The sequence below is a fragment of the Pseudomonas sp. NY15374 genome (assembly GCF_048068255.1).
Lineage (GTDB): Bacteria > Pseudomonadota > Gammaproteobacteria > Pseudomonadales > Pseudomonadaceae > Aquipseudomonas > Aquipseudomonas machongensis.
This window is the reverse complement of sequence record NZ_JBLUPZ010000019.1, coordinates 31,613-54,722: the sequence shown is the minus strand read 5'-3', so window position 1 is coordinate 54,722 and position 23,110 is coordinate 31,613. Positions and strand designations below refer to the sequence as shown.

Below are 23,110 nucleotides of genomic sequence, written 5' to 3'. Positions count from 1 at the left end.
GCGGTTTTTCAATGAAAATCACTACGCTTTGCCCGCTTTTTTCACACAAATTGCGCATTTTTCAGTGACCTTGAAGAAATCATGGTTCACACTATCTCCTTATCAAGCTTTCACTCAGGGAGAATCAGGGCGATGCAAGGTCACCCGGACGTAATCGATTACCTCAACACGTTGCTGACGGGCGAACTGGCGGCACGTGACCAATACTTCATTCACTCGCGCATGTACGAAGACTGGGGCTTGGCCAAGCTCTACGAACGCATCAACCACGAGATGGAAGAAGAGGCGCAGCACGCCGATGCCCTGATTCGCCGCATTCTCATGCTCGAAGGCACCCCGCGCATGCGCCCGGATGACCTCGACGTGGGCACCACCGTGCCTGACATGATCGCTGCCGACCTGCGCCTGGAGTACAAGGTCCGCGCCGCATTGTGTAAAGGCATCGAGTTGTGCGAGTTGCACAAGGACTACATCAGCCGCGATATCCTGCGCGCGCAACTGGCCGACACCGAGGAAGATCACACCTACTGGCTGGAGAAGCAGCAGGGCCTGATCAAGTCCATCGGGCTGCAGAATTACCTGCAATCGCAGATGTAACGTCCCTGCAGAGGGCAGGCATAGAGAGAAAAGCCCCTGGCATTTGCATGCCAGGGGCTTTTTTCGTCAGGCCCGGTCGCGTTCCAGCAGGGGCTTGAGGTAATGCCCGGTATACGACTGCTTCATCTTGGCCAGTTCCTCGGGCGTGCCGCTGGCAATGATCTGGCCGCCCTTGGAGCCACCTTCCGGCCCCAGGTCCACCAGCCAGTCGGCGGTCTTGATCACGTCCAGGTTGTGCTCGATCACCACCACGGTGTTGCCGTGGTCGCGCAGGCGATGCAGCACGTCCAGCAACTGCTGGATGTCAGCGAAGTGCAGGCCGGTGGTCGGCTCGTCGAGGATGTAGAGGGTCTTGCCGGTGTCGCGCTTGGACAACTCGCGCGACAGCTTCACCCGCTGCGCCTCACCGCCTGAAAGCGTCGTAGCCGACTGTCCTAGCTTGATGTACGAAAGGCCCACGTCCATCAGTGTCTGCAGCTTGCGCGCCAACGCTGGGACTGCGTCGAAGAACTCGCGTGCGTCCTCGATGGTCATTTCCAGGACTTCGTGGATATTTTTGCCCTTGTACTTGATCTCCAGCGTCTCGCGGTTATAGCGCTTGCTCTTGCACACATCACACGGCACGTAGATATCCGGCAGGAAGTGCATTTCCACCTTGATCAAGCCATCGCCCTGGCACGCTTCGCAGCGCCCGCCCTTGACGTTGAACGAGAAGCGCCCAGGGCCATAACCCCGAGAACGCGACTCCGGCACGCCAGCGAACAGTTCGCGGATCGGCGTGAAAATGCCGGTATAGGTGGCCGGGTTCGAGCGCGGTGTGCGGCCGATCGGGCTCTGGTCGATATCGACCACCTTGTCCAGGTGCTGAAGGCCATCCATGCTGGTGTGCGCTGCCGCTTCCAGGCTGCTGGCACCATTGAGCGCAGTGGCTGCGAGAGGGAACAGGGTGTTGTTGATCAGCGTCGACTTGCCCGAGCCGGACACACCGGTGACGCAGGTCAGCAGGCCGATCGGCACTTCCAGGTCGACGTTCTGCAGGTTGTTGCCGCGTGCCCCCTTGAGCTTGAGCGACAGCTTCTTGTTGCGTGGCGTGCGTTTGGCCGGCACGGCGATCTTCTTGCGACCGGACAGGTACATGCCAGTCACCGAGTCGGGGTGCGCCATGACTTCCTGTGGTGAGCCTTCGGCGACGATCTGCCCGCCATGCACCCCGGCGCCCGGGCCGATGTCGACGACATAGTCGGCCAGGCGAATGGCGTCCTCGTCGTGCTCCACCACGATCACCGTATTGCCCAGGTCGCGCAGGTGGTTGAGCGTGGCGAGCAGACGGTCGTTGTCACGCTGGTGCAGGCCGATCGACGGCTCGTCGAGGATGTACATCACCCCCACCAGGCCGGCGCCAATCTGGCTGGCCAGGCGGATTCGCTGGGCCTCGCCACCCGAAAGGGTTTCGGCGCTGCGGTCGAGGGTGAGGTAGTCCAGGCCGACGTTGACCAGGAACTGCAGGCGCTCGCAGATCTCCTTGAGGATCTTCGCTGCAATCTCTCCGCGTCGACCGCTCAGCGTCAGGGCGGCGAAGTACTCGCTGGCATCGCCGATCGGCAGGTTGGTGACTGCCGGCAGGGTTTTTTCGCCCACCCATACATGGCGCGCTTCGCGACGAAGGCGGGTGCCGCGGCAGTCCGGGCACGGCTGGGTGCCAAGGAACTTGGCCAGTTCCTCGCGCACGGTCGCCGATTCGGTCTCGCGGTAGCGGCGTTCCAGGTTCGGCACGATGCCTTCGAACGGGTGCGAGCGCTTGACGATGTCGCCGCGGTCGTTGAGGTACTTGAAGTCGACGCTTTGCTTGCCGCTGCCCTGCAGGATCACCTTCTGGTGATCGGCCGAGAGCTGGCCGAACGGCTCGTCGAGGCTGAAGCCGTAATGCGCCGCCAGCGAGCCGAGCATCTGGAAGTAGTAGACGTTGCGCCGGTCCCAGCCACGAATCGCACCTTCGGCCAGGGTCAGCTCGTGGTTGACCAGACGCTTGGTGTCGAAGAACTGCTTCACGCCCAGGCCATCGCAGGTCGGACAGGCGCCAGCCGGGTTGTTGAAGGAGAACAGCTTGGGTTCGAGCTCGCTGATCGCATGGCCGCAGACCGGGCAGGCGAAGCGGGCGGAGAAGATCATGTCCTCGGCGCTTTCGTCATCCATCTGCGCCACCAGGGCGATACCGTCGGCCAGTTTCAGCGCGGTCTCGAAGGACTCGGCCAGGCGCTGCTGCAGGTCGTTGCGCACCTTGAAGCGGTCGACCACCACATCGATGCTGTGCTTCTTCTGCTTGTCGAGCTTGGGCAACTCGTCGAGTTCGTACAGCTTGCCGTTGACCCGCGCGCGAACGAAGCCCTGGGCGCGCAGCTCATCGAACACCGCCAGGTGCTCACCCTTGCGCTCGCGCACCACGGGTGCCAGCAGCATCAGCTTGCTGCCTTCGGGTTGCTCGAGCACCAGGTCCACCATCTGGCTGATCGTTTGCGCTTCCAGCGGAATGTCGTGGTCCGGGCAGCGTGGCGTACCGACGCGGGCATAGAGCAGGCGCAGGTAATCGTAGATTTCGGTGATGGTGCCGACGGTCGAACGCGGGTTGTGCGAGGTCGACTTCTGCTCGATGGAGATTGCCGGTGACAAGCCTTCGATGGTGTCGACATCGGGCTTTTCCATCATCGACAGGAACTGCCGGGCATAGGCCGACAGCGACTCCACGTAGCGACGCTGACCTTCGGCGTAGAGTGTGTCGAAGGCCAGTGACGACTTGCCGGAACCGGACAGACCGGTGATCACGATCAGTTTGTCCCGGGGCAGGGTCAGGTCGATGTTCTTCAGGTTGTGGGTACGTGCCCCACGGATCAGGATCTTGTCCACTACGGCCTCGCTTGGCGGGCATAAACAAAGAAGTATACGGCGCGCTGCCACTACGCGGCAAAGCGTCGCGTATATGCCGTCTAGCCGTCGGACTGATAGAATCGCCGCCGGTTCACACGAGGTTTATCCATGCACGACACCCACAACGAGCGCATGAGTGGCAGCGAAACCCGCGCCGCAGGCGGCCTTGCCCTGGTCTTTGCCTTTCGTATGCTGGGCATGTTCATGGTCCTGCCCGTGTTGGCCACCTATGGCATGGACCTCGCCGGTGCCACGCCCGCGCTGATCGGCCTGGCCATTGGCGCCTACGGCCTGACGCAAGCCGTGCTACAGATCCCGTTCGGGGTGATTTCCGACCGCATCGGGCGCCGTCCGGTGATCTACCTGGGCCTGGTGATCTTCGCCCTTGGCAGCTTGCTGGCGGCCCAGGCCGATTCGATCTGGGGCGTGATCGCCGGACGCATCCTGCAGGGCGCGGGGGCGATTTCCGCAGCGGTCATGGCCTTGCTCTCCGACCTCACCCGCGAACAGCATCGCACCAAGGCCATGGCCATGATCGGCATGAGCATCGGCCTGTCGTTCGCGGTGGCGATGGTGATAGGGCCGCTGCTGACAAGTGCCTTTGGCTTGTCGGGATTGTTCCTCGCTACCGCAGGACTTGCCGTCGTCGGTATCGCCCTGATCGCCTTCGTCGTGCCCAGCGCGCATAGCGCACTGCAACACCGCGAATCGGGTGTCGCACGCCAGGCGCTCGGCCCGACCCTGCGTAATCCGGACCTTCTGCGTCTGGACCTGAGCATTTTCATCCTCCATGCGATCCTCATGGCCAGCTTCGTGGCCCTGCCGTTGGCCTTCGTCGAGCGTGGCGGCCTGCCCAAGGAAGAGCACTGGTGGGTATACCTGACCGCCTTGCTCGTCTCATTTTTTGCAATGGTGCCGTTCATCATCTACGGCGAAAAGAAGCGCAAGATGAAACGCGTGTTGGTTGGTGCGGTCACTGTGCTGCTGCTGATCGAGGTGTTCTTCTGGCGCTGGGCTGACGACTTGCGAGGACTGGTGACCGGCACCGTGATATTCTTTACCGCCTTCAACCTGCTGGAGGCATCCTTGCCTTCGCTGGTCAGCAAGGTGTCGCCCGCCGGCGGCAAGGGAACGGCCATGGGGGTCTACTCCACGAGCCAGTTCCTGGGTGCCGCGCTGGGAGGCATCATCGGTGGCTGGTTGTACCAGCACGGTGGCCTGGGCATGGTGTTCCTGGGATGTGCTGTACTGTGTGGTATCTGGCTGGTATCTGCCCTGGGCATGAACGAACCGCCGTACGTCACCAGCCTGCGCATGCCGTTGACACCGGAGGCTGTTCGCGAAGCCGGATTGACCGAGCGCCTGATGGCTGTGCCAGGTGTAACCGACGCCGTGGTGGTGGCAGAAGAAGCCGCCATCTATATCAAACTGGATACGAAAATTTTGGACCGTGCGACCCTCGAGCGTCTGGTGAACCCAGCCTCGGCGGCGTGCGAAGCCTAGGAGAACGTTATGGCCCGTGGGGTTAACAAAGTCATTCTGGTTGGTACTTGCGGCCAGGATCCCGAAGTCCGCTACCTGCCCAACGGTAACGCCGTGACCAACCTGAGCCTGGCCACCAGCGAGCAGTGGACCGACAAGCAGTCGGGGCAGAAGGTCGAGCGCACCGAATGGCACCGTGTCTCGCTGTTCGGCAAGGTTGCCGAGATCGCCGGCGAGTACCTGCGCAAGGGTTCGCAGTGCTACATCGAGGGCAAGCTGCAGACCCGCGAGTGGGAAAAAGACGGCATCAAGCGCTACACCACCGAGATCATCGTCGACATGCAGGGCACCATGCAGCTGCTCGGCGGCCGTCCGCAGGGCCAGGGTGGCGATCAGTACAACCAGGGCGGCGGCAACTACAACCAGGGCGGTGGCCAGCAGCAACAGTACAACCAGGCCCCACGCCAGCAGGCGCCGCGTCCGCAGCAGGCGCAACAGCGCCCAGCGCCGCAACAGCAGGCTCCGCAGCCTGCCGCTGATTTCGACAGCTTCGATGACGATATTCCGTTCTGATCGCGTCTGTTGCATCGGCTAGCCCGGTAATAAAAAACCCGATGAGTCTTTGATTCATCGGGTTTTTTATTACCTCTTCACAGAACAGGCGAGAGCCAGGACGCGTCATCGCCAAAACGACAAATGTTTCAATTTCCCCATTGTTCACATCGATTCTCAGCGTTTCACAGCAATTCACGCCACATGGGCTAACGATGGACAGCTCCCGATCACGGATGCACAACGTGAAAGCATCTGCGAAAGGGCTTGGCCAAACGCTACCGCCACGCGAGGACCGCACCGTGAACGTGAAACCACTGAACCCGAGCTCCAGCGAAAGATCCGAAACCGACGGCAAGCGATTCGATGGGGTCGTGCTCAACGCCAAGGTGAATGCAAAAGCGAACGACGACCGTACCGCCACCGACAACGAGAAGTGGCCGCCGGTGGACAAGACCGAGGTCGAGCCGGCACTGGATGGCAAGATTCGCTACGAGCTGGATGGCAAGGGTGTGGTGGTGGAGCGCTCGGTAAACCCCGAGCTCTACAAGTTCCTGGCCAATCTCTTCGAGCTGAACAAATCGCCTGGGCAAAAGGCCCAGGTGGTCGCTGCGATGAAAGACGATCATGCCATCGCCGACCGCAATACCGAATTGAAGAAGTGGGGCGACTACGATCAGTTCGAGTGGAAGGGCGATCTGGAAAAAGCCGAGGTCATCACCTACACCACCAAGGACGGCGAAACCGTAACGGTGTCGAAAGCCCTGACACCCGAGCTCTTCGCTTCGTTGCAACCCATGGCCCTGTCGCGCTACACCCTGGAAAAGCGCGCCGACGATGGCCGCGAAGTCGCTGGCGCCGATACCTATGTTGCCGACCACGATATTTCCACCTTCGGCTGGCCGGACGAGTTCGGCAATGGCGTGATCCAGTTCGAGACCAAGGACGGCAAGAAATACGTCGTCTCCGAGTTCGAGAACAAGGAAATGTACGATCGCGTGGCCTCCAAGCGCAGCGACTACAACAAGAGCGAGGGCTCGATCCAGGATCTGCGCGACAAATACGACCTGCCCGACCTCGACAGCCTGGACCTGCTCAACAAGAAGACCGGTGAAAAGGCCGACAAGGACGACAAGGAGTCGATGTCGGTGGTCGAACTGGCCACCAAGAACCTGCTCGACAAGTACAAGAAGTTGGTCGACGACGGCAAGGTGGACAAGGACAGCGACGTCTACAAACTGGTCAAGGCCATCGAAGCCAAGGCGACCATGGAGGGCGGGCACAGCATCACGCCTTACATCGAGGATCCGCGCGGCGGCGAAACCTGGCGGCAGTTCGGTGACGGGGAAACCCTGAGCAAGGAGGACATGCAGGACATCCTCGATGGCAACTCCGTGGACAAGTTGCTCAATGAGCTGTTCACCAACGGCAACGGCGAAAAGGACAAGATCGGCAAGGAGTACCAGGCCGAACTCGATGAAGCGATCAAGAAGGTCAGTAGCGAAGACAAGGACAAGCTGGCCGACGAGCTCTACGACACCCTGACCAGCCCCGACTACGTCAAATACCTGGCCGATCTGAAGAAGAACGGCATGGAGTCCGAGGCCAAGGCCGAAGTCGCCGGCCTCACCTCAAGCCTCGAGATGCTCGACCCTGAGCGCGCGCGCAAGGCCGAGGCCCAGTTGCAGCAGAACAGCATCGTCGCCGAGATCGACACCCTGCTCGGTGATCCGGGAGCGATTCCCGATGAATACAAGGAGTTGGCCTACAAAGACTTCGGCGCGCTGGTCAAGACGATCCTCAAGTCGGCCGACATTCCACGTCGGGTCGCAGACAGCATCGAGAAGTTCTACAACGAGCTGCTCAACGACAAGACCAAGCTCGACGACTTCAACAAGCTCACCGAGCGCCTGAACAGTGGTGAGATCACCCAGGACAAGTTCAACGAAGAGCTCACTGGCAAGTACAAGCCGCTGGATGTCAGCAGCAACGACTTCACCAAGGCGATAGGGACGCTCAACAAGTACGGCGTACTGGGCAGCGTTTCGGCGTTCGGCTCATTGGGCGGTGCCATCTATGCGCTGTCGGCGAAGAACGGCCAGTTGGCAGACGAGCCGCTGGAGCGTCTGGCCATCGCCCGCGACTTCATCGGCTTCCTCGGGGCTGGCGCGCAGTTCGAAAAGACCAAGGTTTTCGACCTGTTGACCGGTACCGACACCGCCAAGTTGCTGGGGCTGAGCAAGACCCTGCCGGAAATCTGGGGCAAAGAAAGCTCGCTCGGCAAGAAAATCGAGAAATCCTTGCACGACAAAGGTATTTCCGGAGTGCCGGATCCTGCGGCGGATCGGGTCGGCAGCCTTATCGAGCTGGGCTCGCTGCACAACAGCGGCGGCGGTGACGTACTGGATGAGGTCAGGCTGTCCGGGGAAGCTTCGGGGCTCGGCTCGCTGGAGGACAACGGCAGCCGCGAATTGCTCGATGACATCGTCACCCGCGCAGGCGGAACGCCGCCTACGGATTACTCGCGCTACCAGACCCTGTCGCAGCTGGCGCAGGACCAGGGGGTGGAACTGACCGACGAGATCATCAGAGACAGCATCAGCGAGCGCCGTGCGGCCAATGGCTTGGGCGATCTGCCGGATGACGATTCGGTGTTCGAGTTCACCGAGCGCGTCCAGGACTCGGCTCATCGCACACCCTCGATCAGCTCCTCCGACACCGTCACCTCGATCTACGAAGGGGTCGTGGAGTATTTCGAGTCGCGCAATCTTACGCCGCCGAGCCGCCGGTCCTTCGACCAGATCTGGAATGATCCCGAGAACTACCGTGGCAGTGGTGCCTCGGTGGGTAGCGGGGAGCTCCCGCACCCGGACACTTTCGAGCTGGATCGCGAATCCATCAACGAGATGTACGAGTTGGACAACCGCACCCCGCCACCGGCCGATGTCATCGATGACGCGCTTGAGCCGATCAACGAGTCCATCCGCAACACCCCGTCTACCCCGAGCGTGATCGATACCCGCACCGTCCAGGACGCACTCACGACCACCGACAAGCCACCCGTCAAGCCGGGCGTTGCGGCGAAGATCGGTGGCTCGCTGACCAAAGTGCTCGGCGTGGCTCCGGACCTGCTGAGCATTGCCGACATCGTTGTCGGCGGCCTGGCGATCAAGGACGCCATCAAGAGCGGCAGCGCCCTGGGCAAGGCCAACGGTGCGCTGCAGGTGGTCAGTGGGGCGGCAGGTTTCGGTGCCGGGGTGATCGGCACGGTTGGTCTGGTCGCCAACATCGGCGCCCTGGCGGGTGTGACCGGACCGCTGTTCCTGGTGACTGCTGGGCTTGGGCTGATCACCGGTATCATCGGTATCTTCGTCGACCACGAGAAGCGCCAGAAGGCCACGGACAAGGAAGGTCAGTGGTTCAAGGACCTCGCCGATATCGGCCTGACGCAGGATGACTGGGGCGACAAGCTCGAATATGCCCGCTACAGCTTCTACGAATACGACGGTCGCGATGCGCCGGACGGGCAGAGCATCTTCGATTACCAGAAGGACGAGTGGGATCACTTCAGGGAGACGCCGCAGGAGGGCGGCTCGTCGGTCAACCGCCTGGACGACGACAAGCACCTGAACACCTACGACAAGGCGTTCTACCAGGACAACCGTGAAGTGATCCACGACATCCGTGAATATTGGGATGCCTGGAACGGCAAGGACGACATCGTCAGCCGGAAGGATCTGAACAAGATCGCCGAGGGCGGCGGCAGCGAGCAGGAAAAAGCGGCGGCGCGATTCCTGCTCGAGCACGAGGGCTTCTTCGATCAGCTCGATACCCAGTGGGGCAAGGGTGGCCAGGATGGCAAGGTGAGCACCGACGATCTCAACACCTGGCTCAAGATCGTCGGTGCCCACGAGGATGGCTACGGCCGCGGTTTCTTCGATGAGCACAAGGACATCATCGATACCATCCGCGACCGTTGGGACGACTGGAACGGCAAGGATGACATCGTCAGCAGAAAGGATCTGGAAAAGATCGCCGATGGCGACGGCAGCGACGCCGAGAAGAAGGCCGCGCGCTTTCTGCTCGACAACCAGGGCTTCTTCGACCAGCTCGACAACCTGGCCAAGAACGATCGTCGTGACGGCAAGATCAGCACGGGTGACCTGGACACCTGGCTCAAGGCGATCGGGGTGGAGAAGACCGACAAGAGCGATCTGACCTACAAGCCCAACGATGATGTGCCGGCCTGGCGTGTCATGCGCGGGTGAGGTCAGGCGGATGAATTGAAAAAGCCCCGGACCGTCCGGGGCTTTTTCGTAGAGCGGGCTTGCTCCGCGATGCGATGTTGGCCACACCGCCGCCATCGCGGGACGAGCCCGCTCCTACAGGAAGCCGAGGTGCCTTGACGGCATCCATTGACCCTTGTCATAGCACTTCTCGGAATCTTGTCTAGGCTTAACGCTGGCGGTATCTGTCTACCGCCACCGTGAAGTCCAGAGGCGCCGGCAATGTCCCGTGCGTCCAAACCTGATCAGGAGTGCACGATGGACCTGAACCGTCGGCAATTCTTCAAGGTCGCCGCCGTCGGCCTTGGAGGCTCGAGCCTCGCGGCGTTGGGCATGGCCCCGACAGCCGCGTTCGCCGAGCAGGTGCGCCACTTCAAGCTGGCGCACACCAAAGAAACCCGCAACACTTGCCCCTACTGCTCGGTCGGCTGCGGCCTGATCCTGTACAGCCAGGGCGATGCGGGCAAGAACGTCAAACAGAACATCATCCATATCGAAGGCGACGCCGATCATCCGGTCAACCGCGGCACCCTGTGCCCCAAAGGTGCCGGGCTGCTCGACTTCATCCACAGCCCCAGCCGCCTGCAATACCCCGAGATGCGCAAGCCGGGCAGCCAGGAATGGGTGCGGGTCAGCTGGGACGAGGCGCTCGACCGCGTCGCCACGCTGATGAAGCAGGACCGCGATGCCAACTTCATCGAGAAGAACGCCCAGGGCCAGACGGTCAACCGCTGGCTGAGCACGGGCTTCCTCGCGGCGTCGGCAGCGTCCAGCGAAGCAGGCTACCTGACTCATAAAGTCATCCGTTCACTCGGCATGCTGGGGTTCGACAACCAGGCGCGTGTCTGACACGGCCCGACGGTGGCAAGTCTTGCCCCGACGTACGGCCGTGGCGCGATGACCAATCACTGGTCTGACATCGCCAACGCAAACCTGGTGCTGGTCATGGGCGGCAACGCAGCCGAGGCCCACCCCTGCGGGTTCAAATGGGTGACCGAGGCCAAGGCGCACAACAAGGCGCGCCTGATCGTGGTCGATCCGCGTTTCACCCGTACCGCTTCGGTGGCCGACTACTACGCGCCGATTCGCACCGGCAGCGACATCGCCTTCATGGGAGGGCTGATCAACTACCTGCTGACGACCGACCAGATCCAGCACGAATACGTGCGCAACTACACCGACGTGTCGTTCATCGTCAAAGAGAACTATGGCTTCGAAGACGGCCTGTTCAGTGGCTATGACGCGGCCAAGCGGATCTATGCCGACAAGTCCGGCTGGGGCTACGAGCTGGGCGAGGACGGCTTCGCCAAGGTCGACCCGACGCTGCAGCACCCGCGCTGCGTGTTCCAGTTGATGAAGCAGCACTACAGCCGCTACACGCCGGAAATCGCCAGCATGACCTGCGGCATGCCGCAGGACCAGATGATGAAAGTCTGGGAAGAGATCGCCACCTGCGCCGTGCCGGGCAAGACCATGACGATCCTCTACGCCCTGGGCTGGACCCAGCATTCGATCGGGGCGCAGATCATCCGCAGTGCGGCGATGGTCCAGCTGCTGCTGGGCAATGTCGGCATGCCCGGCGGTGGGGTCAATGCCCTGCGCGGGCATTCCAACATCCAGGGCCTGACCGACCTGGGGCTGCTGTCGAACTCGCTGCCGGGGTACCTGACGCTGGCCGGCGATGCCGAGCAGGACTACGCCGCGTTCATCGACAAGCGCGCCTCCAAGCCGCTGCGTCCGGGCCAGCTCTCGTATTGGCAGAACTATGGCAAGTTCCATGTCAGCCTGATGAAGGCCTGGTATGGCGCCAACGCCACCGCCGAGAACAACTGGGGCTATGACTGGCTGCCCAAGCTCGATGTGGCGGCCTACGACGTGCTGCGCATGTTCGAGATGATGAGCCAGGGCAAGGTCAACGGCTACATGTGCCAGGGTTTCAACCCGATCGCCGCGCTGCCGGACAAGAACCGCGTCACCGCGGCGCTGGGCAAGCTCAAGTGGCTGGTGATCATGGACCCGCTGGCCACCGAGACATCCGAGTTCTGGCGCAACGCCGGGCCGTACAACGATGTCGACACGGCCAATATCCAGACCGAGGTGATTCGCCTGCCCACCACCTGCTTTGCCGAGGAGGACGGTTCGCTGGTCAACAGCAGCCGCTGGCTGCAGTGGCACTGGAAGGGCGCTGACGGCCCCGGCGAGACGCGCACCGACGTGCAGATCATGAGCGAGCTGTTCCTGCGTCTGCGTGAGCGCTACAAGTCAGAAGGCGGCGCTTACCCCGACCCGATGCTCAACATCAGCTGGCCGTACAAGATCCCCGAGGAGCCTTCCCCCGAAGAGCTCGCCAAGGAGATGAACGGCTGGGCGGTGAGCGACATGACCGACGCCAGTGGCCTGGCCATCAAGGGCGGCCAGCAGTTGTCGGGCTTCGGCCAGTTGAAAGATGACGGCAGCACAGCATCCGGTTGCTGGATCTTCGCCGGCTGCTGGACCGAGCAAGGCAACCAGATGGCCCGGCGCGACAACAGCGACCCTTACGGCATGCACCAGGTACAGAACTGGGCCTGGGCCTGGCCGGCCAACCGCCGCATCCTCTACAACCGCGCCTCCAGCGACCCGCAGGGCAACCCGTGGGACCCGCACAAGAAACGCCTGGTGTGGTGGAACGGCAAGGCCTGGGGCGGCACTGACGTGCCCGACTTCAAGGTCGACTCGCCGCCTGAAGCGGGGATGAATCCGTTCATCATGAACCCCGAAGGCGTGGCGCGCTTCTTCGCCATCGACAAGATGGCCGAGGGGCCGTTCCCCGAGCACTACGAGCCGTTCGAGACGCCGATCGGGATCAACCCGCTGCACCCGAACAACAAGAAGGCCACCAGTAACCCGGCAGGCCGGATCTTCGATTCGGTGTGGGACACCCTCGGCAAGCACGAGGAGTTCCCCTACGCAGCGACCACCTACCGGCTGACCGAGCACTTCCACTTCTGGAGCAAGCACTGCCGCCTGAACGCGATCATCCAGCCCGAGCAGTTCGTCGAGATCGGTGAAGTGCTGGCCGGCGAGAAGGGCATCAAGGCGGGAGATCGGGTGCGGGTGTCGAGCAAGCGTGGGCATATCGAGGCGGTAGCGGTGGTGACCAAGCGGATCCGTCCGCTGCAGATCAATAACCAGACCGTGCACCAGATCGGCATCCCGCTGCACTGGGGCTTCACCGGTTCGACCCGGCATGGCTACCTGACCAACACGCTGGTGCCGTTCCTCGGTGATGGCAACACCCAGACGCCGGAGTCCAAGTCGTTCCTCGTCAACGTGGAGAAAATCTGATGGCCCAGCAAGATATCATCGCCCGCTCGGCCACCACGACCGTACCGCCTTCGGTACGCCAGCAGGAGCAGGTCGCCAAGCTGATCGACACCACCAAGTGCATCGGCTGCAAGGCCTGCCAGGTGGCGTGCTCGGAGTGGAACGAGCTGCGCGACGAGGTCGGCCACAACCACGGCACCTACGACAACCCGCAGGACCTCACCGCCGACACCTGGACCCTGATGCGCTTCACCGAGCACGAGCGCGACGACGGGAACCTGGAGTGGCTGATCCGCAAGGACGGCTGCATGCACTGTGCCGACCCTGGCTGCCTCAAGGCCTGCCCGAGCCCCGGCGCGATCATCAAGCACGCCAACGGCATCGTCGACTTCAACCAGGACCACTGCATCGGTTGCGGTTATTGCATCACCGGCTGCCCGTTCAACATCCCGCGAATCTCGCAGAAAGACCACAAGGCCTACAAGTGCAGCCTGTGTTCCGACCGCGTGGCCGTGGGTCTGGAGCCGGCCTGCGTGAAGACCTGCCCGACCGGGGCGATCGTCTTCGGCAGCAAGGACGAGATGAAGGTGCATGCCGACGAGCGCATCGTCGACCTCAAGTCGCGCGGCTACGAGAACGCTGGCCTGTACGACCCGGACGGTGTTGGTGGCACCCACGTGATGTACGTGCTGCACCACGCCGATACACCCAGGCTGTATGCAGGCCTGCCGGACCAGCCGGTGATCAGCCCGCTGGTAGGGTTGTGGAAGGGCATCAGCAAACCGCTGGCGCTGCTGGCCATGGGCGCGGCGGTCCTGGCCGGGTTCTTCCACTATGTGCGGGTCGGGCCGCAGCGGGTCGAGGAGGACGAGCATCCCGCTCCGACCGATACCAGCGTGCACCAGGTGGATCCGGCAGTGCATGTCTATGACCCGGGCAAGCCCGGCGGGCAAGGGGAGCAGCGGCCATGAACGACAACAAGCCTATCCTGCGCTACAACGCCAACGAGCGGACCAACCACTGGATCGTCGCGATCCTGTTCTTCATGGCCGGGCTGTCGGGGCTGGCGCTGTTCCATCCGGCACTGTTCTGGCTCAGCAACCTGTTCGGTGGCGGCCCCTGGACACGCATCCTGCATCCCTTCCTCGGGGTGGCGATGTTCGTGTTCTTCCTGGGGCTGGTGATCCGCTTCTGGCGAGCCAACTTCATCACCGCCAACGACCGCCTGTGGCTGCGCCGTGTGGATCGGGTGATGCGCAACGAGGAAGAAGGCGTGCCGCCGATCGGCAAGTACAACGCCGGGCAGAAGCTGCTGTTCTGGACCTTGCTGGTGTGCATGCTGATCCTGCTGGTCAGTGGCGTGGTGATCTGGCGCGCCTGGTTCAGCCAGTACTTCGACATCGGCGCGATTCGCCTGGCCACCTTGCTGCACGCCCTGGCGGCGTTCGTGCTGGTGCTGAGCATCATCGTGCACATCTATGCCGGGATCTGGATCAAGGGCTCGGTCGGCGCCATGCTGCACGGCTGGGTCAGCCGCGCCTGGGCACGCAAACATCATGAGCTGTGGTACCGGGACGTGACCGGCGACAAGACGCCGCACAACCCCGGACGGAAAGAAGGATGAGCGCTTGAGCACGATTCTCGAACCCGGGCAGATCGAAGCGTCGGCGGTAATGCCGCCGTTTCTCCACCAGCCCGCCGACAACCTGTTCGAACTGCGCGCGGCGCGACTGGAGCAGCTTGCCCAGGGCCATGCCCTTGGCGACTACCTGAGGCTGGTTGCGCGCCTGTGCCGGGTGCAGCAGCAGTTGCTCGACAATCCACCCTCCGGCGTGCCGGTCGCCGAGCAGCGTCAGCGCCTGTGCATCAGCCACGGCCTGCCGCCGCTGGCGGCCGACAGCCTGGTGCGGGAAGGGCCGTGGTTGCTCTGGCTGCAGGCGCTGCTGGATCGCTTCGAGGTCCCGGAGCAGGGTGCCCTGGCGGATGCCCTGAAGGTTCTGCACAGCAGCGAAGAGAGCCAGCGTAAAGGTTGGGGTATCGCCTTGCTGAGCGGTCAGTACGATGCCGTGCCCGCGGCGCTGGTGCCTTTCATCGGCGCTGCGTTGCAGGCGGCCTGGGCCAGTTGGCGGCGGGGCTTGCCCAGCGATGAGCTCAAGCCCGGCAGCAGCCTCGCGCAGTGTCCGTGCTGCGGCTCGCCAGCGATGGCGGGCCTGGTGCGCAACCGCGGCAAGCACAACGGGCTGCGCTACCTGGCCTGTTCGCTGTGCGCCTGTGAGTGGCATGTGGTGCGGGTCAAGTGTGTGTACTGCGAGTCGAGCAAGGATTTGCGCTACTCCAGCCTTGAGGATGATCGTCATGCCCCGGGCAAGGCTCCGCTGCGGGCGGAGTGCTGCCCTGGTTGCAGCACCTACCTCAAGCACTGCTACCTGGAAAATGACGCGATGGGCGAGGCGTTGGCCGATGACCTGGCCAGCCTGGCGCTGGATATCCGGTTGGACGAGGAGGGCTTTCATCGGCTGGCGCCGAACCTGATGTTGGCGCCTGGAGGAGGATGAGGGTCTACACTGCACACCGAGCCGCCCCTATCGCGGGGCAAGTCGCAGCGGCGAACCGCCGCTCCTGCAATGACCCCGCCACCTTTGCGGACGACGGGTAACCTGTAGGAGCGGGCTTGCCCGCGAAAGGGCCATTACAGACACCGGATCAACCAAGGTAGTACCGCATGTCGTCAAGCCTCGCCAATCAAGCGCCACGCCTGCCCTCCATCGACACCCTGCTACGCCACCCCGCCTGCCAGCCCTTGCTCGATCGCCATGGCCGCGACGCCACCCTGGCCAGCCTGCGTCAACTGCTAGACGACCTGCGCGAACCCGCTCGCCTTGGCCAGTTGAGCGCCGTCGAACTGGCTGCTGAAATCCTGCTTGGCCGCGCCGGCGAGCGCCTGGCGATCCAGCAGCGCAGCCAGGTGCGAAGGGTCTTCAACCTCACTGGCACGGTGCTGCACACCAACCTCGGTCGTGCCTTGTTGCCGGAAGAGGCCGTACAGGCGATGCAGACCGCCGCCCGTTATCCGCTCAACCTCGAGTTCGACCTGGCCACCGGCAAGCGCGGTGACCGCGATGACCTGATCGAGGGCCTGATCCGCGAGCTGACCGGCGCCGAGGCAGTCACCGTGGTCAACAACAACGCCGCTGCCGTGCTGCTGGCGCTCAACAGCCTGGGTGCGCGCAAGGAAGGGATCATCTCCCGTGGCGAGCTGATCGAGATCGGCGGCGCCTTCCGCATTCCCGACATCATGGCCCGTGCCGGTGTGCGCCTGCACGAGATCGGCACCACCAACCGCACCCATGCCCGCGACTACGAGGCGGCGATCAATCCGCGCACCGGCCTGCTGATGCGCGTGCATTGCAGCAACTACAGCATCCAGGGCTTTACCACCCAGGTGCCGACCGCCGAGCTTGCGCGCATCGCCCATCAACATGATCTGCCGCTGCTCGAAGACCTGGGTAGCGGCAGCCTGCTCGACCTCACCCGTTGGGGCCTGCCCGCCGAGCCGACGGTGCGTCAGGCATTGGCGGACGGCGCCGATATCGTCACCTTCAGCGGCGACAAACTGCTGGGTGGTCCGCAGGCGGGCATCATCGTCGGGCGCAAGGAGCTGATCGCCAGGATCAAGAAGAACCCGCTCAAGCGCGCGCTGCGTGTGGACAAGATCACCCTGGCGGCGCTCGAGGCGGTGCTGGCGCTGTACCGTGACCCCGACCGCCTGGCCGAACGCTTGCCCAGCCTGCGCCTGCTGACCCGGCCCCAGGACGAGATCGCAACCCAGGCGCAGCGCCTGGCGCCAGAACTGGCCGCGCGACTGGGCGAGCAGTGGACGGTCGCGGTCGAGCCCGCATTGGGCATGATCGGTAGCGGCAGCCAGCCGGTAGCGCGGCTGCCAAGCGCGGCGCTGTGCTTGCGGCCACAGGTGTCGAAGAAGCTGCGTGGTCGCAGCCTGAGGGTGCTGGAGCGCGCACTGCGCGAGTTGCCGGTGCCGGTGCTTGGACGCATCGATGACGATGCCCTGTGGCTCGACCTGCGTCAGTTGGATGACGAAACCCAGTGGCTGGCGCAGTTGCCGGCGTTGCAGCTGGGGCCGGTGCAGTGATCGTCGGCACCGCCGGGCATATCGATCACGGCAAGACTGCGCTGCTCCAGGCCCTGACCGGCCAGGCCGGTGACCAGCGCCAGGAAGAGCGCGCCCGGGGCATGACCATCGACCTCGGCTATCGCTATGCGTCGCTGGCCGAAGGCGAGCCGTTGACCGGCTTCATCGACGTCCCCGGTCACGAGCGTTTTATCCACAACATGCTCGCCGGCGCCCACGGTATCGACCTGGTGCTGCTGGTAGTGGCCGCTGATGACGGCGTTATGCCGCAGACCCGTGAGCACCTGGCGATCATCGAGCTGCTGGGCATTCCCCAAGCGCTGGTGGCGATCAGCAAGTGCGATCGGGTCGAGGCATCGCGACTGCTGGAAGTCCAGCACGAAGTCGAAGCGCTGCTGGCCCCCGGGCCTTATGCCGGGGCTCGGCAGTTCGCCTTGTCCAGCGTGACCGGTGAAGGCGTCGAAGTGCTGCGCCAGGCGTTGGTCGAGGCGCGCACGCAGGTGCTGCGGCGCGGGAGCCAAGGAGGCTTTCGGCTGGCAATTGACCGTGCTTTCGCCGTTTCCGGTGCCGGCGTGGTGGTGACCGGCACCGCGCTGGCCGGGCAGGTGAGCGCGGGCGACACCCTGTTGCTGGGCAAGGCTGGCAAAGCTGTGCGGGTGCGTGGCCTGCATGCACAGAACCAGGCCGCGCTGGTGGCCGAGGCCGGGCAGCGCGTGGCGCTGAACATCAGTGCCGAGCGCCTGGCCGTGGAGCACGTGCACCGTGGGGATTGGCTGGTGCCCGAGTGGCTGCATGCGCCCAGTTCGCGTATCGATATCGAGTTGTCATTGTTGCCGGGCGAAACGCGCACCTTCGAGCATTTCAGCGCGGTGCATGTGCACCTGGGTACCCAGGACGTGACCGCGCGGGTGGCGCTGCTGGAGGGCGAGGCTCTGACGGCAGGCCAACGCATGTTCGCTCAGTTGCTGCTCAACGCACCGTTGCAGGCCGTGCATGGCGATCGCCTGGTCCTGCGCGACCAGCGCGCCCAGCGCACCCTCGGCGGTGGTCGGGTGCTCGACCCTTTCGCCCCCAGCAGGCAGCGCCGCAGCGAGTCGCGCTTGCGCCAACTGCAGGTGCTGCGCGATGCCTGCGATCTGGAGCAGGCCCTGCCGGCCCTGCTGGCGGCGGCTCCCGCCGGGCTCGACCCGCAGCGCCTGGAGCGACAGTTCAACCGTCTGCGCGACAGTTGGCGGTTGCCCGATGACGTCCAGGTGATTGCCACCCGCCAGGGGCCGTTGCTGTTCGATCGTCAGCAATGGCAGGCGCTCAGGCATGAAGTGCTCGAGCAACTGGCGCGGTTCCACGAGCAGGAGCCCGATCAGCTTGGCCCCGACCGCGACCGCCTGCGCCGCTTCTGCGCCTTGCCGCTGGAGCGTGCCGCCTTTGTCAGCCTGCTGGACGAGTTGCTCGGTGAGGGCGCAGTCGCCAGCAGCGGCCCATGGTTGCACCTGCCGGATCACAAGGTGCAGTTGAGTGACGCCGATACTGCGCTCTGGGAGCGTCTGCAACCGCGTTTGCTGGAAGGCGCGTTCGATCCGCCCTGGGTCAGGACCCTGGCTGCAGCCGAGCAGGTGGAGGAAACCCAGGTGCGCCTGCTGATGCGCAAGCTGGCGCGGCTGGGAGTGCTGCACCAGGTAGTGCGCGACCTGTTCTACCCGCAGGAGACGATCCAGCGCATGGCCGAGATGTTGTTGCGCCAGACACAGGACACGCCGGTAGTGCAGGTGGCGGCGTTTCGCGATATGTTGGGCATCGGTCGCAAGCGCAGCGTGCAGATTCTCGAGTACTTCGACCGGCTTGGCCTGACCCGCAGGGTTGCCGAGCAACGTCACATCCGCGCCGATAGCGCGCTGGCCCGGCAGCAGGCCAGGCCCTGAGTTCAAGGAAGGCAATCGCGCCCGGTGGCGCGGCCGGGCTTCAAACCCGGTTGGGGACGGCAGCCGTTCCCGGGCAGGTTCGACTCCCGCTGCCTTCCGCCATTTTCGCCAGGCCTCTTCGCGGGCAAGCCCGCTCCCACAGGTACAGCACAATTCTCAAGAACTGTGGAAATCCCTGCGGGAGCGGGCTTGCCCGCGAAGAGGCCAGGGCAGGCTAGAACCTAAGCCCGCTCCCCTCCCACAGGTACAGCACAATTCTCAAGAACTGTGGAAATCCCTGTGGGAGCGGGCTTGCCCGCGAAGAGGCCATGACAGGCTGAAACCTAAGCCCGCTCCCCACACAGGTCCACTGCAAACCACCGCTCTGCGGCCTCCACATCCAACCCAGCCCCCAGCAGCGCGAACATCTTGCCCAGCGCCGCTTCGCGAGTCATCCCGCCACCACTGACCAGCCCGGTATCGCGCAGCTTGCTGCCGGCGGCATAGGTGTCGAACACCACCGCGCCTTCGGGGCACTGGCTGATCGCGACGATCATCACCCCGCGTTGACGCGCACCGTGCAGCGCGTCGAGCAGTGCCTGGTCATCGGACGGGCCGGTACCGCTGCCATAGCACTCCAGCAGCAAGCCCTGGACCCCAGCGTCGAACAGCCCGTGCAGGTAATCTGCACACAGCCCCGGGAACACCGGCAGCACCGCCAGCTTCACCGCTTGGCGCACCTGGCGGTAGTCCAGGCTGGCAGGGATCTGCGTAGCGCGCTCGCCTTCGCGGTGGCGCTCCATCACGGTGAACGCATCGAAGGCTTCGCTGCGCAGTTTCGAGGCGCGGCAGCCGTGCAGCAACCGGCCGTGGAAGTAAAGCTGCACGCCGTTGCCCAGGCCCTGCTCGAACTGACGCAACGCGCCGACCAGGTTGTCCCAGGCGTCGCTGTCTGGCGCACCGGCCGGCAGCATGGAGCCGGTAAGCAGGACCGGCACCTGCAGGCCGAGCAGCAGGAACGACAACGTTGCCGCGCTGTAGGCCAGGGTGTCGGTGCCATGCAGCACCAGCACGCCGTCATGGCCGTCATGCTCGACCGCCTCGACGATGGCATCACGCATCGCCAGCCAATTGGCCTGCTGCATGTTGGCGCTGTCGATCAGCGGGTTGAGCTCGCGCAAGGTCCATTGCAGTGTCGGCGCGTCATTGCGCTGTGCGAGGTGGTCACGCATACGTGCATCGAAGCCACCCGCCGGCGCCAGGCCCGCGGGGGTCTGCAGCATGCCGATGGTGCCACCTGTGTAGAGAACGAGGAGATTCTTGACTGCACCCATGGAAGGATTCCGAAGCGAGGAGCGAAGGAAAGCCGGCCGCCCACGAGCGGGGCGGCCGGGCAGGGCAGGGTATCAGCGCTGGTGCTGAAGTTCGCCAGCAGCTTTGTCAGTGGCTGTTTCAGCCTGAGGATTGGCTGGCCAGGCGGCACGGTCCAGGTCCAGGTCGGCAAATTTGCTGGAGTCGAACACCGGCTGCTTGATGCCGGCCTTGCGCTGTGCGTCGTAGTCGCGCATCACGCGCAGGCCGACCTTGAACAGCAGGGCCAGGGCGACCAGGTTGACGAAGGCCAGACAGGTCATCGTGATGTCGGCGAAGGCGAACACGGTCGACAGGTCTTGCATCGAACCCCACACCACCAGCGCCAGCACCAGGCCGCGGAAGGCCATCAGCACGACACGGTTGCGGCTCAGGAACTGCAGGCTGTTCTCGCCCAGGTAGTAGTTGTAGAGGATGCAGGTGAAGACGAACAGCGACAGCGCGACGCTGACGAAGATGCGGCCCCAGTCACCGACCACGGCGGCCAGCGAGTTCTGGGTCAGGACGATACCGTCGCCTTCGAAGCCTGGGGTGTAGAAGCCCGACAGCAGGATCAGCAGCGCGGTGCAGGTGCAGATCACGAAGGTGTCGAGGAACACGCTGAAGGCCTGCACCACGCCTTGGGCGCCTGGGTGCTTCACTGCCGCCACGGCCGCGACGTTCGGGGCACTGCCCAGGCCCGCTTCGTTGGCGAACACGCCGCGTTTCACGCCCATGACGATGGCGCTGCCCAGCAGGCCGGCAAAGGCCGGGTCGAGGCCGAAGGCGCTCTTGAAGATGGTTTCCAGCATGGCAGGCACGTGTTCGATCTGGGTGCCGATCACGTACAGGGTCACGCCGATGTAGGCCAGGGTCTTGATCGGCACCAGCAGGTCCGACACCGCGGCGATGCGCTTGATGCCGCCGATGAAGGTGATGGCCAGCAGCACTGCCAGGACGATACCGGTGTGGCGTGGGTCGAAGGCAAAGGCGTTCTGCAGCGAATGGGTCACGGTGTACGACTGCAGGCCGATGAAGGCGAAGCCGTAGGTGACCAGCAGCAGGATCGAGAACACGATCGCCATGCTCTTGAGCTTCAGGCCGTGCTGAATGTAATAGGCCGGGCCGCCGCGGTACAGGCCGTCGCCGTCGGCGCGCTTGTAGACCTGGGCCAGGGTACATTCGAAGAAGCTGCTGGACATGCCCACCAGTGCGGTGACCCACATCCAGAACACTGCGCCTGGGCCGCCCAGGGTCACGGCGATGCCGACACCGGCAATGTTACCTGCACCGACGCGGCCGGCGAGGCTCAGCATCAGGGCCTGGAACGAGCTCAGTTGGCCAGCCTGGCCGCGCAGGGACTCCTTGAACACGCCGAACATGTGGCCGAAGTGGCGGAACTGGACGAACCGGGAACGAATGGTGAAGTAGCTACCGAGCCCGACGATCAGGACGATGAGCAGTTTTCCTGAAAGGAAATCGTTAAGTGCTTCGAGCATTGGAAAATGACCTCGATTCTTATTCTTCGTGTGGAGTGACCAGCGGCGACAGAGACGCGCGCTATCGTTGGCGCGCATGGTTGGTCATGACACCTGTGGTTACAATTTCGCGGGTTGCTCTGTTTTGGTGCGACTTGATGCTAGACTTGCACCACTCGCATCACCTGGAACGCCGTTCATGGCCGATTTTCTAGCCGCCAATCTCAAACTCGCCTGCAGCCACTACCGCTCTATTTCAGAGGTTTGCCGACAGCTGTCGATAAATCGCGCGCAATTCAACAAGTACCTGAGCGGGCAGAGCCAGCCGACGACCTACAACCTCAAGCGCATCGGCGATTTCTTCGGGGTCGAGGATTACGAGCTGAACCTGCCGCCGGAACAGTTCGCCCGGCTGATCGGTGCGCGCAACCCTTCGGTGTCGTCAGGCCCGCAGGACGACCCGATCAGCGAGCTGTTCAAGCCCTTGCATGCCCAGGCCGGCAACCTGTCGCGCTATTGCGGCTACTACTTCGAATATTCCAACTGCATGTCGGTACCAGGCTCGATCCTGGTGTCGCTGGTGCACCTGTGGGAGGAGCGCGGCAGCTTCCTGTTCGAGCGCCAGGAACGCCAGGAGCGCAGCAGTGCCGGCAGCCAGCATGCCGAGGTGCGTTGCCGTTACCTGGGCGCAGCGTTTCAGTTGCAGGATCGGGTGTTCCTGATCGACTACGAGTCGCTGACCCTCAACGAGATGAGCCAGACCGTGCTCATCCCCAGCTTCAAGAGCCGTATCACCCGCCTCAACGGGCTCAAGACCGGGGTCTCCAGCGGCGACCGGCGCAACCCTGCCTGCACCCGCGTGGTGTGGGAGTTTCTTGGTGAAGAGATCAACCGCATCAACGCCTATCGCCAGGTGAAGCTCTATCGCCCGGACGACCCGCGCATCGACGACGACATTCGCGACCGGCTCGGCGCCGGCGCGATCAGCAATGGGTTGTTCGAGATTGAGTAGGGGTTTCGGCTCTACACCGCGGCGTCTGCTTCACGGGCAAGTCGCAGCGGCGAACCGCTCCCACGGTGCCCAACCTG

General features: G+C 63.6%; 14 protein-coding genes and 1 tRNA gene. 12 read left to right on the top strand and 3 right to left on the bottom strand.

All coding sequences use genetic code 11. From position 1 onward, the window contains the following. The first annotated feature begins 132 nt into the window (after nt 1-132). Nucleotides 133-597 (top strand): bacterioferritin, encoded by a 465-nt coding sequence (bfr, locus tag ACNFHO_RS26805; protein WP_063542481.1) that lies wholly within the window; start codon nt 133-135, stop codon nt 595-597. A 66-nt stretch (nt 598-663) separates the two neighbouring features. Here the strand turns inward: bfr and uvrA are convergent, their stop codons facing one another. Next, nucleotides 664-3,498: an excinuclease ABC subunit UvrA gene (gene uvrA / locus ACNFHO_RS26800; protein ID WP_054893567.1), complete on the bottom strand. Its 2,835-nt coding sequence runs from the start codon at nt 3,496-3,498 to the stop codon at nt 664-666. Between the two features lie 129 nt (nt 3,499-3,627). On the opposite strand from uvrA, the gene ACNFHO_RS26795 reads away from it, so the two are divergent. The 10 genes from ACNFHO_RS26795 (at nt 3,628) to ACNFHO_RS26750 (ending at nt 19,316) form a co-directional block, all read left to right on the top strand. Then, the gene (locus ACNFHO_RS26795) at nt 3,628-5,022 is read left to right on the top strand and encodes an MFS transporter (protein ID WP_063542485.1); all 1,395 of its coding nucleotides are present in this window, start codon (nt 3,628-3,630) and stop codon (nt 5,020-5,022) included. 9 nt (nt 5,023-5,031) lie between these two features. After that, nucleotides 5,032-5,574, top strand: coding sequence for a single-stranded DNA-binding protein (locus ACNFHO_RS26790; RefSeq protein WP_054893569.1), 543 nt, complete (start codon nt 5,032-5,034; stop codon nt 5,572-5,574). 281 nt (nt 5,575-5,855) lie between these two features. Next, entirely contained in the window at nt 5,856-9,821 is a 3,966-nt protein-coding gene (locus tag ACNFHO_RS26785) for a hypothetical protein (protein WP_416767898.1), read from the top strand. Nucleotides 9,822-10,097: 276 nt separating this feature from the next. Further along, nucleotides 10,098-13,166, top strand: a complete 3,069-nt coding sequence (gene fdnG / locus ACNFHO_RS26780) for a formate dehydrogenase-N subunit alpha (protein ID WP_416767896.1) — start codon at nt 10,098-10,100, stop codon at nt 13,164-13,166. Continuing rightward, nucleotides 13,166-14,116: a formate dehydrogenase subunit beta gene (gene fdxH / locus ACNFHO_RS26775; protein ID WP_054893573.1), complete on the top strand. Its 951-nt coding sequence runs from the start codon at nt 13,166-13,168 to the stop codon at nt 14,114-14,116. Before fdnG ends, fdxH begins: the two co-directional genes overlap by 1 nt. Further along, the gene (locus ACNFHO_RS26770; protein WP_054893574.1) at nt 14,113-14,769 is read left to right on the top strand and encodes a formate dehydrogenase subunit gamma; all 657 of its coding nucleotides are present in this window, start codon (nt 14,113-14,115) and stop codon (nt 14,767-14,769) included. The genes fdxH and ACNFHO_RS26770 overlap by 4 nt, the downstream gene beginning before the upstream one ends. A gap of 4 nt (nt 14,770-14,773) precedes the next feature. Beyond that, nucleotides 14,774-15,700, top strand: a complete 927-nt coding sequence (gene fdhE, locus ACNFHO_RS26765; protein WP_416767893.1) for a formate dehydrogenase accessory protein FdhE — start codon at nt 14,774-14,776, stop codon at nt 15,698-15,700. A 167-nt stretch (nt 15,701-15,867) separates the two neighbouring features. Beyond that, complete coding sequence (gene selA / locus ACNFHO_RS26760; protein ID WP_372821642.1) at nt 15,868-17,295, top strand: L-seryl-tRNA(Sec) selenium transferase; 1,428 nt, start codon at nt 15,868-15,870, stop codon at nt 17,293-17,295. Beyond that, nucleotides 17,292-19,214: a selenocysteine-specific translation elongation factor gene (gene selB / locus ACNFHO_RS26755; RefSeq protein WP_416767925.1), complete on the top strand. Its 1,923-nt coding sequence runs from the start codon at nt 17,292-17,294 to the stop codon at nt 19,212-19,214. Before selA ends, selB begins: the two co-directional genes overlap by 4 nt. A 6-nt stretch (nt 19,215-19,220) precedes the next feature. Then, nucleotides 19,221-19,316, top strand: a tRNA-Sec gene (locus ACNFHO_RS26750). A 221-nt stretch (nt 19,317-19,537) separates the two neighbouring features. Here the strand turns inward: ACNFHO_RS26750 and ACNFHO_RS26745 are convergent. Next, nucleotides 19,538-20,527, bottom strand: a complete 990-nt coding sequence (locus ACNFHO_RS26745) for an asparaginase (protein WP_416767891.1) — start codon at nt 20,525-20,527, stop codon at nt 19,538-19,540. Between the two features lie 72 nt (nt 20,528-20,599). Continuing rightward, a complete protein-coding gene (locus ACNFHO_RS26740; protein ID WP_054893578.1) occupies nt 20,600-22,042 on the bottom strand; it encodes an alanine/glycine:cation symporter family protein in 1,443 nt (480 codons plus the stop codon). Nucleotides 22,043-22,220: 178 nt separating this feature from the next. On the opposite strand from ACNFHO_RS26740, the gene ACNFHO_RS26735 reads away from it, so the two are divergent. Further along, nucleotides 22,221-23,033, top strand: coding sequence for a helix-turn-helix domain-containing protein (locus ACNFHO_RS26735; protein ID WP_054893579.1), 813 nt, complete (start codon nt 22,221-22,223; stop codon nt 23,031-23,033). The last annotated feature ends 77 nt before the right edge of the window (nt 23,034-23,110 follow it).